The 16,297-nt window shown below is 69.7% G+C and carries 14 protein-coding genes; 6 read left to right on the top strand and 8 right to left on the bottom strand.

Features of this window, described 5'->3' with window-relative positions; translation table 11 throughout:
• Positions 1–245: 245 nt before the first annotated feature.
• The 8 genes from ABUW04_RS13620 to rpmH form a co-directional block, all read right to left on the bottom strand.
• On the bottom strand, positions 246–1,349 hold the full coding sequence (locus ABUW04_RS13620) for a ParB/RepB/Spo0J family partition protein (protein WP_030254691.1): 1,104 nt from the start codon (positions 1,347–1,349) through the stop codon (positions 246–248).
• Positions 1,346–2,344, bottom strand: a complete 999-nt coding sequence (locus ABUW04_RS13615; RefSeq protein ID WP_037595447.1) for a ParA family protein — start codon at positions 2,342–2,344, stop codon at positions 1,346–1,348. Before ABUW04_RS13615 ends, ABUW04_RS13620 begins: the two co-directional genes overlap by 4 nt.
• Before the next feature lie 467 nt (positions 2,345–2,811).
• Positions 2,812–3,597, bottom strand: coding sequence for a 16S rRNA (guanine(527)-N(7))-methyltransferase RsmG (gene rsmG, locus ABUW04_RS13610; RefSeq protein WP_030254687.1), 786 nt, complete (start codon positions 3,595–3,597; stop codon positions 2,812–2,814).
• Between the two features lie 103 nt (positions 3,598–3,700).
• A complete protein-coding gene (locus tag ABUW04_RS13605) occupies positions 3,701–4,243 on the bottom strand; it encodes a Jag family protein (protein WP_380522868.1) in 543 nt (180 codons plus the stop codon).
• Between the two features lie 75 nt (positions 4,244–4,318).
• Positions 4,319–5,614, bottom strand: coding sequence for a membrane protein insertase YidC (yidC, locus tag ABUW04_RS13600; RefSeq protein ID WP_380564718.1), 1,296 nt, complete (start codon positions 5,612–5,614; stop codon positions 4,319–4,321).
• Positions 5,611–5,970, bottom strand: a complete 360-nt coding sequence (gene yidD / locus ABUW04_RS13595; RefSeq protein ID WP_030254680.1) for a membrane protein insertion efficiency factor YidD — start codon at positions 5,968–5,970, stop codon at positions 5,611–5,613. The genes yidC and yidD overlap by 4 nt, the downstream gene beginning before the upstream one ends.
• 38 nt (positions 5,971–6,008) lie before the next feature.
• A complete protein-coding gene (rnpA, locus tag ABUW04_RS13590) occupies positions 6,009–6,503 on the bottom strand; it encodes a ribonuclease P protein component (protein ID WP_084714303.1) in 495 nt (164 codons plus the stop codon).
• 16 nt (positions 6,504–6,519) lie between these two features.
• Positions 6,520–6,657 carry a 50S ribosomal protein L34 gene (rpmH, locus tag ABUW04_RS13585; protein ID WP_034089364.1) on the bottom strand — a complete coding sequence of 46 codons (138 nt, stop codon included), beginning with the start codon at positions 6,655–6,657 and terminating at the stop codon, positions 6,520–6,522.
• 451 nt (positions 6,658–7,108) lie between these two features.
• Here rpmH and dnaA point away from each other — a divergent pair, with 451 nt between their 5' ends.
• The 6 genes from dnaA (at position 7,109) to gyrB (ending at position 16,283) form a co-directional block, all read left to right on the top strand.
• The gene (dnaA, locus tag ABUW04_RS13580) at positions 7,109–9,022 is read left to right on the top strand and encodes a chromosomal replication initiator protein DnaA (protein ID WP_380564717.1); all 1,914 of its coding nucleotides are present in this window, start codon (positions 7,109–7,111) and stop codon (positions 9,020–9,022) included.
• Between the two features lie 952 nt (positions 9,023–9,974).
• On the top strand, positions 9,975–11,105 hold the full coding sequence (gene dnaN / locus ABUW04_RS13575; RefSeq protein WP_380564716.1) for a DNA polymerase III subunit beta: 1,131 nt from the start codon (positions 9,975–9,977) through the stop codon (positions 11,103–11,105).
• A 161-nt stretch (positions 11,106–11,266) separates the two neighbouring features.
• A complete protein-coding gene (gene gnd, locus ABUW04_RS13570; RefSeq protein WP_380522870.1) occupies positions 11,267–12,142 on the top strand; it encodes a phosphogluconate dehydrogenase (NAD(+)-dependent, decarboxylating) in 876 nt (291 codons plus the stop codon).
• Positions 12,143–12,194: 52 nt separating this feature from the next.
• On the top strand, positions 12,195–13,325 hold the full coding sequence (gene recF / locus ABUW04_RS13565) for a DNA replication/repair protein RecF (RefSeq protein WP_380564715.1): 1,131 nt from the start codon (positions 12,195–12,197) through the stop codon (positions 13,323–13,325).
• Between the two features lie 64 nt (positions 13,326–13,389).
• Entirely contained in the window at positions 13,390–13,929 is a 540-nt protein-coding gene (locus ABUW04_RS13560; protein WP_030254669.1) for a DUF721 domain-containing protein, read from the top strand.
• A 269-nt stretch (positions 13,930–14,198) separates the two neighbouring features.
• Entirely contained in the window at positions 14,199–16,283 is a 2,085-nt protein-coding gene (gyrB, locus tag ABUW04_RS13555) for a DNA topoisomerase (ATP-hydrolyzing) subunit B (protein WP_380564714.1), read from the top strand.
• Positions 16,284–16,297 lie beyond the last annotated feature (14 nt).

The following is a 16,297-nucleotide window of genomic DNA, read 5'->3' as shown; positions in this document are numbered from 1 at the left end:
CAGCACCCCGTCGGGAACGGTCCAGGATCATCCCGGAGACAAAGCCGCAGAGTGCACCGACCACCAGTTCCACCGTCAGGAACGTCGCTCGTCTGTGCTCACGCATGACCCCTCCACGGGCGCGACAGCGGTGCCGAGAGCCTTCGTCGCCATCGTAGTCACCGGTCCGGGCAACAAGAAGGGCCCTTGTTTCACGTGAAACAAGGGCCCTTCCGAACTCCGAACTCCGAACCGCGCTGCCCCGATCAGCCCTCGGACCCGGCTGCCGCCTCGCCGTCCATCCCCTGCTTCAGCAGCTGCCCCTCCCCAGGGGCGAAGGAACCGAGGATCCGGTCGAGGTCCTCCACCGAGGCGAACTCGACCACGATCTTCCCGCGCTTCTGGCCCAGCTCGACCTTCACCCGGGTGTCGAAGCGGTCGGAGAGCCGGCTCGCCAGACTGGCCAGTGCGGGGGAGACCAGCTTCCCGGCCCGAGGACCCCGCGACCGCCGCTCGGGGTGCTGCTCCTCCGACATCAGCTTGACGATCTGCTCCACCGCACGCACCGAGAGCTCCTCGGCGTTGATGCGATGCGCCAGCTTCTCCTGCTCGGCAGGATCGTCAAGAGCCAGCAGGGCCCGGGCATGCCCGGCGGACAGCACCCCCGCAGCGACCCTGCGCTGGACCTTGGGCGAGAGCTTCAGCAGCCGCAGGGTGTTGGACACCTGCGGACGGGAGCGCCCGATCCGATCGGCCAACTCCTCATGGCTGCAGGAGAAGTCACGCAGCAGCTGATCGTAGGCCGCCGCCTCTTCCAGCGGATTGAGCTGGGAGCGGTGCAGGTTCTCCAACAGGGCGTCAAGGAGGAGCTTCTCGTCCTCGGTGGCCCTGACGATCGCCGGAATGGCCTCCAGCCCGGCCTTTCGGGATGCCCGCCAACGGCGCTCACCCATGATCAGCTCATAGCGGTCCGGAGAGGTCTGCCGGACCACCACCGGCTGCAGCAGGCCCACCTCCTGGATCGAGTGGACCAGTTCGTCGAGGGCTTCCTCGTCGAAGACGTCACGCGGCTGACGCGGGTTGGGGGTGATCGCATCCAGCGGGATCTCGGCGAAGTACGCCCCGTCCACCGCCTGCAGTTCAGGCCCGGCCACCGCTGTTTCACGTGAAACGACACTCTCGGCGGTGCGCTCCAGAGTGCCGACCCCGCCACCACCCGATGCCGACTCCGTTCCGCCGTTCAGCGAGGGGACCTCGCCCGGCGACCGGGTGCCCCCGATCGCGGCCGGGGCCGGCCTGCTCTCCGGACCGGTGGCCGCCGGGATCAGTGCCCCGAGGCCACGCCCCAGACCTCTACGACGCTCACTCACCGCTGCCCCTCCATCGTGCCGTGCTCTACTGCGGCGTGCTGTCCTGTGCTGTCCTGCTCCGCCATCCGACGGGGCTGCTGCTGATAGACGCCCGGGTTCCCGGGCGACGCAGCGAAGCGCTCGTCCGCGGCCCGCTGGTCCTTCTCCGCCCCGCGCAGCGCGATCTCCTTCGCGGCCTCCAGATAGGAGAGCGCCCCCGTCGATCCGGGGTCGTAGGTGAGGACGGTCTGACCGTAGCTCGGCGCCTCGGAGACGCGCACCGAGCGGGGGATGCTGGTCCGCAGCACCTCGTCCTGGAAGTGGCTGCGGACCTCGTCCGCGACCTGTGATGCCAGTCGGGTACGGGCGTCGTACATGGTCAGCAGGATCGTCGACACATGCAGATGGGGATTGAGGTGCGCGCGCACCAGGTCCACATTCCGCAGCAGCTGTCCCAGCCCCTCCAGCGCGTAGTACTCGCACTGGATCGGGATCAGCACCTCGCGTCCGGCCACCATCGCATTGACCGTCAGCAGGCCCAGCGAGGGCGGGCAGTCGATCAGTACGTAGTCCAGGGGCTGCTCATACGCCTCGATGGCGCGCTGCAGCCGGCTCTCCCTGGCCACCAGCGAGACCAACTCGATCTCTGCTCCGGCCAGGTCGATGGTGGCCGGGCAGCAGAAGAGCCCCTCCACATCCACCACCGGCTGGACCACATCGGCGAGCGGCTTGCCCTCGACCAGGACGTCGTAGATCGAAGGGACCTCGGCATGATGGTCGATGCCCAGGGCGGTGGAGGCGTTCCCCTGGGGATCCAGGTCGATCACCAGCACCCGGGCCCCGTGCAGCGCCAGTGAGGCCGCGAGATTGACCGTCGTCGTGGTCTTGCCCACCCCGCCCTTCTGGTTGGCGACCACCATGACCCGGGTGGCCGCGGGGCGCGGTAGCGCCTCCCCGACCCGCCCCATCGCGTCGACAGCGGCCTGGGCTGCCCGTCCGATGGGTGTGTCGTCAATCAGCGGAACGGCTTCCGACTCCTGCATGGGATGCATGGGCGCCAGTGTTTCATGCGTCGCTGTTTCACGTGAAACAGCGGTCCCCATTCGTCCACTTCGGACCCGCGGCCCCGGCAGTGGCCCCTCTACGGTGTGAGTCTCGCTGGGCAAGGGATCGCCCCCCTCTCCGTCACGGCTGTCGATGAAATCATCGCGCAGGCCGGTGACACCCGGGGACGGTTGTGGTCCTTCTGGACCCGTTGATGGCCGATCTTCACCCAAACGACGACTGAACTGAGCGGCTCCACGACTGCGGCTCAGGATCCCGGGAAGCAGCGAGCGACGTTTCACGTGAAACACGATGCCCGTTATGGGGGATATATGACGGAACGACACTCCGGAGACCGGAAGGGCCCCTGTTTCACGTGAAACGTGAAACAGGGGCCCTTCCGGTCTGTCGAATGACGACCAACAACGACCAACGACGGCTAGCGACGCCGCCTGGAGCTGCCGCGGCTGGCGCCGCCGGCCGACTGCCCAGGAGCGCGGCCGCCCTTGCGGGCCGCTCGGGCCCGGCGGGTCGCCGCCCGGACGCCACCCGGACTCTCCCCCACCTTGACCCGCACCACATGCGTCGGGGTCTCCACCACACCTTCGCCGGCCACCGCCACCGACCACTCGGTGGCGCCCAGTTTCACCAGCGCGCCCTTGTGGTCCACCAGCTCCTGGGCGGCCGAGTCGCCCTTGAGTGCCAGCATCTCCCCGAAGGGGCGCAGCAGCGGCAGTCCCCATCCGGCGAGCCGGTCCAACGGAGCGACCGCCCGCGCGGTCACCACATCGACCGCCAGCTTGCCGACCATCTCCTCGGCCCGGCCCCGGAGCACCGTCACATTCTCCAGCCCCAGCTCCTTCACCACCTCCTCCAGGAAGGTGGTGCGTCGCAGCAGCGGCTCCAGCAGGGTGATCCGCACATCGGGGCGGGCCAGCGCCACCGGGATACCCGGCAGCCCGGCCCCCGAGCCCACATCGCACAGCGAGGCGTCCGGCGGCAGCAGCTCGCCCAGCACCGCGCAGTTCAGCACATGCCGCTCCCACAACCGCGGCACCTCGCGCGGACCGATGAGTCCGCGCCGCACCCCCGCGTCGGCCAGCAACTCGGCGTAGCGCACCGCCAGCCCGAAGCGGTCCCCGAACACCGCCCGTGCCGCCGCAGGGGCCTCCGGGAGCTCCTTCGAGAACTCCTCGGCCACCAACCGACCGTCCGCCTCCGACATGTGCCGAACCTTTCCCTCACCGCGGCAGTACGGCCCCGTCTGCACATCGCAGACGGGGCCGTCCATCGTTCACATCACCCTGTCCCAGTGTGGAACAGTCCGCCTACGCCGGCAGCACCACGACGCGCCGCTGCGGCTCCTCGCCCTCCGACTCGCTCCGCAGCCCGGCCGCAGCGACGGCGTCATGGACCACCTTGCGCTCGAACGGCGTCATCGCCTTGAGCTTCACCGGCTCACCGCTCTCCTTGGCCTCCTTGGCCGCCTGGGCACCCAGCTCGGCCAGCTCGGCACGCTTGCGCGCCCGGAACCCGGCGATGTCCAGCATCAGCCTGCTGCGCTCCCCGGTCTCCCGGTGCACGGCGAGCCGGGTCAGCTCCTGCAGGGCCTCCAGCACCTCACCGTCCTGGCCGACCAGACGCAGCAGGCTCCGATCCGCCCCGGGCCCCTCGCCGATGATCGACACGGAGGCGCGGTCGCCCTCCACGTCCATGTCGATGTCGCCGTCGAGGTCCGCGATGTCGAGAAGGGCCTCCAGGTAGTCCGCGGCGATCTCACCCTCCTGCTCGAGGTGGCCGAGCACGTCGGTGCCCGTCGCGGCACTCTTCGACTCGTCGCTGGGGACGGGTGCCACGGTTCCTTCCGTCACGGGTGGACTCCTTTGGATTCTGTGATGCTGACAGGGGAAATCGGTGCGGAAGTCGTCGCCAGGACGTGCCCGGGACTAGGACTTCTTCTTCGGCCGACCGGCCGGCTGCGGGTTGCGCTTGCCGGGCTGGTTGGTGCGCTTCTGGCCGCCGCTCTGTGCGGACCCGGCACCGCTGCCGGTGCCACCGCCCGCGGCGCTGCCACCGCCACCGGTCTTGGCCCGCCCGCGGGTCTGGTTCGGCGTCTGCTTGGGCGCAGCGGCCTTGCCGGCGGCCGTGCCCGCACCCTTCGGGGTGCCGTTCCGCGGCGTGCCGCCGCTCTTCGCCGTACCGCTCTTCGCCGTGTTCTCGGCCGCCTCGACCACGGCGTCCGCCGGAGCCGTCCCGGCGGAGCCCGCCGCACCGGCCGAGCCGCCGCTCTGGCGCTGGGCCTTGGTCTGCCGCTTGGGCTGCTGGCGGCGCACCGGCCCGGTGTCCTCCGGAGCGGCCTCCTCGGGGGCGCTGCCGCCCTTCACCAGCGAGGCCAGACCGGCCTTGACCGGGGTGCCGTCGGCGTTCAGCTTGCCCGCGGCCTTCAGCCGGTCCTGGCGCTGCTTGAAGGCCACCGAGCCGGGGGTCGGGTTCTGCCGGATGATCACCAGCTGCTGGCCCAGGGTCCACAGGTTGGAGGTGACCATGTAGATCAGCACACCGACCGGCATGTTGATGCCGAAGAAGATGTAGATGACCGGGAAGACGTACATCATCATCTTCTGCTGCTGCATGTACGGCGTCTTGACCGTGAGGTCGACGTTCTTCGTCATGAGCTGGCGCGTGGTCAGGAACTGCGTGAAGCACATCGTCAGGATCATGACCGCGGTGACGATCTTGACGCTGGTGAGCGTGGAGTGCACGAACGAGGCCGACAGCGGAGCGCCGAAGATGTGCGCCTTGGTGGCGCTGTTCAGCAGCGTCTGGTTGATCACACCGACGGTCTTGCCGTGGGCGACGTTGCTCAGCACGCCGTACAGCGACATGAAGAACGGCGACTGGATCAGCAGCGGAAGGCAGCTGGAGGCCGGGTTGGCGCCCGCCTCCTTGTACAGCTTCATCTGCTCTTCGGCGAGCTTCTGCCGGTCGCCCTTGTAGCGGTCCTGGATGACCTTCAGCCGGGGCTGCAGCGCCTGCATCGCCCGCATCGACTTGGTCTGCTTGATCGTCAGCGGGATCATGCAGGCGCGGACCAGGATCACCAGCGAGACGATCGCCAGACCCCAGGCCCAGCCGCCGTCAGGGTTGAAGACCTGGCTGTACAGCGAATGGAACTGGACGATGATCCACGAGACGGCTGTGTACAGCGGGCCGAGGATCGGGTCGAGAAACCCCACGGTCATGCTCCTTGGGCGTTGGTCGAGGGAGCCGGCACATCGGCCCGGCTAGAGGTGTGGGGTCCCAAGTCGTCGGTCTTAGGGGAGACGGGGAGGTCTCGGGACAGAACGTTGAGCATCCGCCGATGCCAGACAGGGTGCTTGCGCGCTGGAACATGGTCGACGCCGCCGGCACTCCACGGATTGCACCGCAGGATGCGCCAGGCGGTCAGGGCCGTGCCCTTGACGGCGCCGTGGACCCTGATCGCCTCGAACCCGTAGCGCGAGCACGAGGGGTGGTAGCGGCAGACCGGCCCCAGCAGCGGGCTGATCGTCCACTGGTAGAGCCTGATCAGGGCCAGCAGGAGGTACCGGCCGAACAGCAGCCCGGCCAGGCAGACAACCGCCACCAGCAGGTACGTCACTGCCCTGCTCCCATCGGCGAGGATGCATCAGGAGGTGCGGTACCGGTCCCACGGGGCCGCCCGCCCCGGGGGGCCGACAGTTTCCGCAGTGCGGAATCCAGATCACGTTCCAGGTCCGCGAATTCCGCCGTCCCGGCAGGGGGCAGCGCGCGTACCACTATCAGGCTACCTGCGGGCAGCCCGGTGATACGCGCGGCCATCAGGTGACGCAGGCGACGCTTCACGCGGTTGCGGACCACAGCCGGTCCCACGGCCTTGCTGACGACAAAACCCGCACGCGCCGGAGAGGGTCTCTCCCCGGCGCTGTGCGGGTCCGTTGACGACAAGTCCGTGGTGGCCACGGGATCGCCCTCGCCGTACGGCGCTCCGGTCGTGACATCCCTGCTCTCGCTGAGATGCACGACCAGGAGCGGTCGTCCGGCGCGACGGCCCCGCCGCACCGCGGTCGCGAAGTCCTGGCGCCGCCTCAACCGATGTTCGGAAGGCAGCACGACATGACCTGGTGGATCAGGCGGACAGGCGAGCGCGGCCCTTTTCGCGGCGAGCCGCGAGGATCGCACGGCCGGCACGGGTGCGCATCCGCAGGCGGAAGCCATGGGTCTTCGCACGACGACGGTTGTTCGGCTGGAAAGTGCGCTTGCTCACGGGGGGACTCCAGGATGAATCGAAGGGTGGCGGGGCGTCGGTAGCCGTCACCGTGCGTCCGCGCGATCCCCATAACCGTTATGTACGGTGATCCACGACGCCCGTAGCTGCGCGCCGTGGTGTGCGGATATTCCGCGGGCATGCGGCAGCGGCCATCGACAACTCGACCTCGTTACGGTACGCGGAAGCCGGTCCACGGGTCAAACCAGCCCGTTCCGGAGACGGCGCCGCACGTGCCCACCCGCCACCCGCCACCACCCTGATGACGAAGCCCGTCGGGCGCCCGGACATTCGGCTGCCCGCCCCCGGTCTGCGACACTGCTGTACACAGCCTGTGGACAAGAACTTGAATGCGGGCCCCACGCTGACTACCGTTGGCAAACTCCGTCTGCCCGTCCTCCCCACCCCGGCCCCCACCACCTGCCCCGGTGGAACGAGAAAGCGTGCACCAGTGGCTGATAACAGCAGCGACCTTGCGACCGTGTGGGCGCGGGTCGTCGAGCGACTGGGCAACGACCAGGACGTCAAGACGATGGACGCCCAGTGGCTGCGGAGCACCCAGCCGATGGGCCTGATGCAGGACACCGCGCTGCTGGCCACCCCCAATGACTACGCCAAGGGGGTGCTTGAGGGCAGGCTGCTGCCGGCCATCACCGAGCAGCTGAGCCGCGAGTACGGGCGCCCGATGCGGATCGCCGTGATCGTGGACGCCAACGCCGCCCCGCTGGCCCCCGCGCCGCAGGCCCCGCCGCCGCGCGAGCCCGAGCAGCAGAACCCGCAGCCGGACGAGTACTCCTCCTACCCGCAGCAGCGCGACTTCGGCGCCGACTACGGCTACGACCGCCGCGGCGACCGGCCCGCCCCTCCCTACCAGGAGCGCGGCGGCTACTACGGCGTCCCGGCCGGCGGTCCCGGCGGCGGCTACCCGGGCGCCTTCCCCGGCCGGGCACCGCACGACCCCGAGGACGAGTGGCCGCCGGCCGCCCTCCAGCCGCCGCAGCAGCGCCCTTGGGAGCAGCACCGCCCCGCTGAGGAGCCCTTCCGCCCGCTGCCCGGCCACCAGAGCGAGGCCCAGGGCGGACGGGACGGACGCGACAGCCGGGACGAGCGCGACGGGCGCGACGGACGCGACCCCCGGCACGGCTCGCCCCGCCACGCCGACCCGCACCAGCTGGACCCCCGCCAGGGCGACCACCGCCAGGGCGAGCAGGGCCGCGAGGACGGCGGCGACCACCTGCCCTCGCTGCGCCCCGAGCCGACCCCGCCGGAGCACCCCAGGAACCGTCCCGGCGGCGGCTCCAGCGGCGCCCCCGCGCTCCCGCGCAAGGACGAGCCGGCGGCACGGCTCAACCCCAAGTACCTCTTCGAGACCTTCGTCATCGGCTCCAGCAACCGCTTCGCCCACGCGGCCGCGGTCGCCGTGGCCGAGGCCCCCGCGAAGGCCTACAACCCGCTGTTCATCTACGGGGAGTCGGGCCTGGGCAAGACCCATCTGCTGCACGCCATCGGGCACTACGCCCGGAGCCTCTACCCCGGCACCCGGGTGCGCTACGTGAGCTCGGAGGAGTTCACCAACGAGTTCATCAACTCGATCCGGGACGACAAGGGCGACGGGTTCCGGCAGCGCTACCGCGACATGGACATCCTGCTGGTCGACGACATCCAGTTCCTGCAGAGCAAGGAGTCGACCCAGGAGGAGTTCTTCCACACCTTCAACACCCTGCACAACGCCAACAAGCAGATCGTGATCTCCTCGGACCGGCCGCCCAAGCAGCTGGTCACCCTGGAGGACCGGCTCCGCAACCGCTTCGAGTGGGGGCTGACCACCGACGTCCAGCCGCCCGAGCTGGAGACCCGGATCGCGATCCTCCGCAAGAAGGCGATCCAGGAGCAACTCAACGCCCCGCCGGAGGTGCTGGAGTTCATCGCCTCCCGGATCTCGCGCAACATCCGGGAGTTGGAGGGCGCGCTGATCCGGGTGACGGCCTTCGCCAGCCTCAACCGGGCGCCGGTGGACCTGCAGTTGGCCGAGATCGTGCTCAAGGACCTGGTCCCCGGCGGCGAGGAGGCCGGCCCGGAGATCACCGCGCAGGTCATCATGCAGCAGACCGCCGCCTACTTCGGCCTGAGCGTGGACGACCTCTGCGGTTCCTCCCGGAGCCGGGTCCTGGTCACCGCCCGGCAGATCGCCATGTACCTGTGCCGGGAGCTCACCGACCTGTCCCTGCCCAAGATCGGGGCACAGTTCGGCGGCCGGGACCACACCACGGTGATGCACGCCGACCGGAAGATCCGCACGATGATGGCCGAGCGGCGCTCCATCTACAACCAGGTCACCGAGCTGACCAACCGCATCAAGAGCTGACACCGCGTCGACAGACCCCCAGCACGTCGCAGAAGGGCCCCGGAGCACGCCTCCGGGGCCCTTCTGCCGTCCCCGGTGCCTTCACCGCCTCCAGCAGGGCCCGCACGGACGTGCTGCTGGTTCGAACAGGAACAGTCGGGGCGGCGCGGGTCCACAGGACGGAGGGGTTTTCCCCGTCCACACCCTGGGGAGAGCGGAGTTATCCAGAATCCCTCCACAGGCTGGGCCATCATGGAGCTGTCCGTGCAGCTCACCTGCCTGTGGACTTGTGGGAAGAGACCGTCCACAGGGTGTGGACAACTGAAGGGCCGTCAACACGGCGCCAGGGTTATCCACCCGCCGTCCCCAGGACCAGGCCGGTTGTCCCCAGTTTTCGCCGGGTTCTCCACAGCAATGTCCACAGTTCGGCAACATCAATCCACATTTCACTTCTCCGAGTGAAAGACGACACACGATGTTGTCAGTGGGGCTGGGGAGAACCGGGCACAATCCTGGGGACGCAGCTGGGGAAAACCTGGGGACAACTCAACTGCCCTGTGGGGGAAGGGTGCTACGTCCACAGCCCGGGTAGTTTTTCCACCGGTTCCCCACAGGTCCAATGTGGACAGAAAAGCGGGTCTGAGCTGGGTGGAACAGGGTTATCCACGGTTTCCACAAGGCCTACTACTACTACCCCACGTATAGAGCTCGGGGATGATCGAAAAGCAGGTGGGCGCTTGATCTGTGGATGACGGCGACCCGACACGGGTTCGAGCCGTCTTCCCCCCATCTGCCTCCGCTGTCGGTGGAGTGCGTCAGACTGTCTCCAGCAACAGGGAGCGGCCGGGGCCACTCGCACCGGACTCCGCACCCACAGGGATGGTCCCCACCCTGGGGACGGGCTCAAACCGAGAGCCACCCGCAACACATGACGAAGAAGCGATGAACAGCAGCACACAGGAGGCGGTTACCGGTGAAGTTCCGGGTCGAGCGTGACGTCCTCGCGGAGGCCGTGGCCTGGGCCGCGCGCAGCCTCCCGGCACGGCCTCCGGTGCCTGTGCTCGCCGGGCTGCTGCTGGCGGCCGACGAGGGCAAGCTGAGCCTGTCCGGCTTCGACTACGAGGTCTCGGCGCGGGTCGAGACCGAGGCCGACGTCGAGGAGCCGGGCACGGTCCTGGTGTCCGGCCGGCTGCTGGCCGACATCTCGCGCTCACTTCCCAACAGGCCTGTGGAGATCTCCACCGACGGCGTGCGGGTGATCGTGGTCTGCGGCAGCTCGCGATTCACACTCCCCACCCTGCCTGTGGACGAGTACCCCGCGCTGCCGCAGATGCCCACCGTCTCCGGCACCGTGCCCGGCGACGCCTTCGCCGCCGCGGTCGCCCAGGTGGCCACCGCGGCCGGCCGCGACGACACCCTGCCGGTGCTGACCGGTGTCCGGGTGGAGATCGAGGGCGACCGGGTCACCCTGGCCGCCACCGACCGCTACCGCTTCGCCGTCCGCGACCTGATGTGGAAGCCGGAGCAGGAGGGCCTCTCCGCGGTCGCCCTGGTGCCCGCCAAGACGCTGCTGGACACCGCCAAGTCGCTGAGCGCCGGTGACGTCGTCAGCATCGCCCTGGCGGGCAGCGGCAAGGGCGAGGGGCTGATCGGCTTCGAGGGGGCCGGCCGGCGCACCACCACCCGGCTGCTGGAGGGCGAGTTCCCCAAGTTCCGGGCGCTGTTCCCGACCGAGTTCAACTCGGTGGCCACCGTGCCCACCCCGGCGTTCGTGGAGGCGGTCAAGCGCGTCTCGCTGGTCGCCGAGCGGAACACCCCGGTGCGCCTGAGCTTCGAGCAGGGCGTGCTCACCCTGGAGGCCGGCTCCGGCGACGACGCCCAGGCCACCGAGCGGGTCGAGGCGGACCTGGAGGGCGACGACATCTCGATCGCCTTCAACCCGGCCTACCTGCTGGACGGCCTGGCGGCCATCGACGCCGCCGTGGCCCAGCTGAGCTTCACCACCTCGACCAAGCCGGCCCTGCTCAGCGGGAAGCACGCACCGGACGCCGAGGCGGACGAGGCGTACAAGTACCTCATCATGCCGGTGCGGTTGTCCGGCTGAGAGAGCTGGAGTATGCCGGTGCGGTTGTCGGGCTGAGGTCAGAGCCGGCTCACGCGTATGGGTCCCTGCGCCCGGTGCCGTCAAGGCATCGGGCGTAGGCTCACGTCTGGCGGCAAGGGCGCCGCGCGCTGTGCAGTCACCTCAAGACGAAGGACTTCCCAATGGAGCTCGGACTCATCGGTCTCGGCAAGATGGGCGGCAACATGCGCGAGCGCATCCGCCGCGCGGGCCACACCGTGGTCGGTTACGACCGCAACCCCGACCTTGCCGACGTCTCCAGCCTCAAGGACCTGGTCGCGGCCCTGCCCGCGCCGCGTGTCGTGTGGGTGATGGTCCCGGCCGGCGGCCCGACCCAGGACACCGTGGACGAACTGGGCGAGCTGCTGGAGCCCGGCGACATCGTCGTGGACGGCGGCAACTCCCGCTGGACCGACGACGAGAAGCACGGCGCCGAACTGGCCGCCAAGGGCATCGGCTTCGTCGACTGCGGCGTCTCCGGCGGCGTCTGGGGCCTGCAGAACGGCTACGCCCTGATGTACGGCGGCAAGGACGAGGACATCGCCCGGGTCCAGCCGATCTTCGACGCCCTCAAGCCCGAGGGCGAGTTCGGGGCGGTGCACGCCGGGAAGATCGGCGCCGGGCACTTCGCCAAGATGGTCCACAACGGCATCGAGTACGCCATGATGCAGGCCTACGCCGAGGGCTGGGAGCTGCTGGAGGCCGTGGACAGCGTCACCGACGTCCGCGAGGTCTTCCGGTCCTGGCAGGAGGGCACGGTCATCCGCTCCTGGCTGCTGGACCTGGCCGTCAACGCCCTGGACGCCGACGAGCACCTGGACAAGCTCAAGGGCTACGCCGCCGACTCCGGCGAGGGCCGCTGGACCGTCGAGGCCGCCATCGACAACGCCGTCCCGCTGCCCGCGATCACGGCCAGCCTGTTCGCCCGCTTCGCCTCGCGCCAGGACGACTCCCCGCAGATGAAGATGATCGCCGCACTGCGCAACCAGTTCGGCGGCCACGCGGTCGAGAACAAGTAACACCCTTCACTGCCGGCAGAGTTGACGAGAAGAAGGCTGACGAGTCCAGAGCATGCACGTCGCGCATCTGTCGTTGGCCGACTTCCGTTCCTACGCCCGGGTCGAGGTTCCCCTCGATCCGGGCGTCACCGCGTTCACCGGGCCCAACGGCCAGGGGAAGACCAATCTGGTGGAGGCGGTCGGCTATGTCGCCACCCTGGCCAGCCACCGGGTCGCCGGTGACGCCCCGCTGGTGCGGCTGGGCGCCGAACGGGCGGTGATCCGGGCCAGCGTGGTCCGCGAGCAGCGGCCGACCCTGGTCGAGCTGGAGCTGAACCCGGGCCGGGCCAACCGGGCCAGGATCAACCGCTCCGACAACGTCCGCCCCCGGGACGTCCTCGGCCTGCTGCGGACCGTGCTGTTCGCCCCCGAGGACCTGAGCCTGGTGAAGGGCGACCCGGGGGAGCGCAGGCGCTTCCTGGACGAGTTGCTGGTCGCCCGTGCGCCCCGGCTCGCGGGCGTGCGCCAGGACTACGAGCGGGTGCTGAAGCAGCGCAACGCGCTGCTGAAGAGCGCCGCGATGGCGCGCCGGGCGGGCGCCAAGGCGCAGCTGTCCACCCTGGACGTCTGGGACGAGCACCTGGCCAGGGCCGGCGCCGAGCTGCTGGCGCAGCGGCTGGACCTGGTCACCGCGCTGCAGCCGCTGGTCCGCGGCGCCTACGAGGAACTGGCGCCGGGCGGCGGTCCGACCCGGCTGGAGTACCGCAGCTCGATGGGGGAGGGCGTGCCGCTGGGCGGCGGCCGGGACCCCCTGTACGCGGCGATGCTGGGGGCACTGGGAGTGGCCCGCAAGCAGGAGCTGGAGCGCGGGGTGACCCTGGTCGGCCCGCACCGCGACGAGCTGGGGCTGCAGCTGGGCGAGCTGCCCGCGAAGGGCTACGCCAGCCACGGCGAGTCCTGGTCGTACGCGCTGGCGCTGCGGCTGGCCTCGTACGAGCTGCTCCGGGCCGACGGCGGCGAACCGGTGCTGATCCTGGACGACGTCTTCGCCGAGCTGGACACCCGGCGCCGGGAGCGGTTGGCGGAGCTGGTGGCCGGCGGTGAGCAGGTGCTGGTCACCGCGGCGGTGCCGGAGGACGTGCCGCAGGCGCTGGCCGGGAGCCGCTACTCGGTGGCGAGCGGTGAGGTCAACCGGATCCCCTGATGTCTGCTGATGTCCGTGGGGCCTCGTAGGCTTGCTTCCCCAAGCTGGGGAGAGTGAGTCCGCTGTGAGCGATTCGACCGGAGAAGGCAGTGGGGCGGGCGAGCCGCAGCTGTCCGGCGTGGATCTGGCCCGGGTGGCGCTGCGCAACGCCAAGGAGCAGGCGCGGCTGCGCGGCGACCATGTGCGGCAGAAGAAGGAGGCCCGGCGCACCGGCCTGCGCTCCGGCGCGCGTGCGGACGGCCGCGACCCGCAGCCGCTGGGCGCCGCGATCAGCCGGCTGGTGGCCGAGCGCGGCTGGGAGGCCCCGGCGGCGGTGGGCGGGGTGATGGGCCGCTGGCCGCAGATCGTCGGACGGGACCTGGCGGCGCACTGCGAGCCGGAGCACTACTCCGAGGACGACCGGGTGCTGTCGGTGCGCTGCAGCTCCACCGCCTGGGCCACCCAGATCCGGTTGCTGGCACCCCAGTTGGTGCGCAAGCTGAACGAGGAGCTGGGCCACGGCACGGTGAAGCTGATCAAAGTCCAGGGGCCCGCGGGACCCACGCGTTCCTACGGTCGGCTGAGGGCCCCGGGGAGCAAGGGTCCGGGTGACACCTGGGGGTGACCGGCGGGTGACCGGCCGGACCGGCTGAGTGCCCATGTGAGCGCATCTCGCCCCCCGGGCGTGTGGTGGAGACAATCCGCCCGGATTTCGTGCGGCACGGGGGAAGCCAGGGGCCGCCAAAGGCCCATGAGTGTCGGTCGCACCGGTACACTGGAGGAAGAATTCGCCGCTTGCGGTGACGTAGCAGTGACTGAGTCGAGTGCCGAGGCCGCTCCGGTCCCACCCACGGGGTACGGAGACGGCCCGAGCTGTGCCAGAAAGGGCGCTTCGTGGCCGATTCCGGCGACCCCAGCCAGACCCCCGAAAACCTGTCCGCCGAGGCCGCCGCTGCCGCAGCGCCCGTGACCGAAGAGGTCGCGGAGGTGTTGGAAGCCCTCGCACCCTCCTCCGGCTCGCTCTCGGAGAACAACTCGTCCTACGACGCCAGCGCGATCACCGTGCTGGAGGGTCTGGACGCGGTCCGCAAGCGCCCCGGCATGTACATCGGCTCCACCGGCGAGCGCGGCCTGCACCACCTGGTCTACGAGGTCGTGGACAACGCGGTGGACGAGGCCCTCGCCGGGCACGCCGACACCATCGGGGTGACCATCCTCTCCGACGGTGCGGTCCGGGTCACCGACAACGGCCGCGGCATCCCGGTGGGCATCGTCCCCGGCCAGGGGAAGCCCGCCGTCGAGGTGGTGCTGACCGTGCTGCACGCGGGCGGCAAGTTCGGCGGCGGCGGCTACTCCGTCTCCGGCGGTCTGCACGGCGTCGGCGTGTCCGTGGTGAACGCGCTGTCGCAGCGCCTCGCGGTGGAGATCAGGACCGACGGCTACCGCTGGACCCAGGACTACAAGCTGGGTGCCCCCACGGCCGAGCTGGAGCGCCACGAGGAGACCGACGAGACCGGCACCACGGTCACCTTCTGGGCCGACGGCGACATCTTCGAGACCACCGAGTACTCCTTCGACACCCTGTCGCGGCGCTTCCAGGAGATGGCCTTCCTCAACAAGGGCCTCACCATCTCGCTGACCGACGAGCGTCCGGACCACGTCGACGACGACGGCAAGCCGTTCTCGGTGACGTACCACTACGAGGGCGGCATCTCCGACTTCGTCACCTACCTCAACTCCCGCAAGGGAGACGTGATCCACCCCACCGTCATCGCCTTCGAGGCGGAGGACAAGGGCCGCACCATCTCGGCCGAGATCGCGATGCAGTGGAACACGGCGTACAGCGAGGGCGTGTACTCCTTCGCCAACACCATCCACACCCATGAGGGCGGTACCCACGAGGAGGGCTTCCGGGCCGCGCTGACCGGTCTGATCAACCGCTACGCGCGCGACAAGAAGCTGCTCCGGGAGAAGGACGAGAACCTCACCGGCGAGGACATCCGCGAGGGCCTGACCGCGATCATCAGCGTCAAGCTGGGCGAGCCGCAGTTCGAGGGCCAGACCAAGACCAAGCTGGGCAACACCGAGGCCAAGACCTTCGTGCAGAAGGTGGTCCACGAGCACCTCAACGACTGGCTGGACCGCAACCCGGTGGAGGCCGCGGACATCATCCGCAAGTCCATCACCGCGGCCACGGCCCGCGTCGCCGCCCGCAAGGTGCGCGACCTGACCCGTCGCAAGGGCCTGCTGGAGACCGCCTCGCTGCCCGGCAAGCTCTCGGACTGCCAGTCCAAGGACCCCTCCGAGTGCGAGATCTTCATCGTCGAGGGCGACTCGGCCGGAGGCTCCGCCAAGCAGGGCCGCGACCCGCGGGTGCAGGCGATCCTGCCGATCCGCGGCAAGATCCTCAACGTGGAGAAGGCCAGGATCGACAAGGTCCTGCAGAACGCCGAGGTGCAGGCGCTGATCTCGGCCTTCGGCACCGGCGTCCACGACGACTTCGACGTCTCCAAGCTGCGCTATCACAAGATCGTGCTGATGGCCGACGCCGACGTCGACGGCCACCACATCAACACCCTGCTGCTGACCCTGCTGTTCCGGTTCATGCGGCCGCTGATCGAGGGCGGCTACGTCTTCCTGGCCCGGCCGCCGCTGTACAAGATCAAGTGGGGCAAGGACGACGTCCAGTACGTCTACTCGGACCCCGAGCGCGACGCGGTGATCGCCGCCGGCCGCGCGGCCGGCCGCAAGCTGCCCAAGGACGACGCGATCCAGCGCTTCAAGGGCCTCGGCGAGATGAACGCCGAGGAGCTCCGGGTCACCACCATGGACCGGGACCACCGGCTGCTCGGCCAGGTCACCCTGGAGGACGCGGCCCGCGCGGACGACCTGTTCTCCATCCTGATGGGCGAGGACGTCGAGGCCCGCCGCTCCTTCATCCAGCGCAACGCCAAGGACGTCCGCTTCCTGGACGTGTGACGGCCGCTCGGCAG

The organism is Streptacidiphilus jeojiensis, from assembly GCF_042510965.1.
Taxonomy (GTDB): domain Bacteria; phylum Actinomycetota; class Actinomycetes; order Streptomycetales; family Streptomycetaceae; genus Streptacidiphilus; species Streptacidiphilus jeojiensis.
Note: the sequence above shows the minus strand (reverse complement) of the source record. Positions and strands in the feature narration are given on the sequence as shown.